Source organism: Vibrio sp. 1727 (assembly GCF_033344415.1).
In the GTDB taxonomy this organism is placed as follows: domain Bacteria; phylum Pseudomonadota; class Gammaproteobacteria; order Enterobacterales; family Vibrionaceae; genus Vibrio; species Vibrio alginolyticus.
In genome coordinates this window covers 1-562 of record NZ_JAWPOT010000536.1, presented here as the reverse complement: position 1 = coordinate 562, position 562 = coordinate 1, and the positions used below count along the sequence as shown (strand labels likewise).

Below are 562 nucleotides of genomic sequence, written 5' to 3'. Positions count from 1 at the left end.
ACCAACTTGATATTGCTCTGTTACATCTTCACTTGTTGCATTCGTATAACCGTTGTAAGACTGCTTTCCGTTGCCTTTGTTGCGAATATAATTCCCATTGAACTCAACACGATGTGCATCATTGACTTGGTACTGAAGTTTAACCAGTAAGTTGTTCGCTTCAGTACTTGCATCTGCTAGATCTCCAAAGTTATCCAGTTCATCGCCGTCGCGACGCGTATAGGCAACTAGAGATTCCAAATCGGCAGTTTTGTTCGCTAGTGCAACAGATTCACTGAATGTATTGTCTTCTGAAGAGTAGTTGAACTTCGCATGGCCCCCAAAGTTACGACCCTTAAGGAAATCAGCCGGATCTTTGGTTTCAAATGCAACAATGCCACCAATTGCGTCAGAACCATGCAGAGACGATGCTGCACCTTTTACAATTTCAACCGCTTTTATTAGGTCGGTATCCACGTTAACGCGAGCAGAGGAGATGCTCCGCCAATATCCTCAGCATTCCACACTGCCGTTAACGTTGGCGAATCTCTTAACTTTGAATCCTCACATCTACTCAAATGAG

Annotated in this window: 1 pseudogene; it reads right to left on the bottom strand. The window is 44.0% G+C overall.

Features of this window, described 5'->3' with window-relative positions:
* A pseudogene (locus tag R8O10_RS26780) lies at positions 1–477 on the bottom strand (TonB-dependent receptor plug domain-containing protein); the annotation flags it as partial.
* Between the last annotated feature and the right edge of the window lie 85 nt (positions 478–562).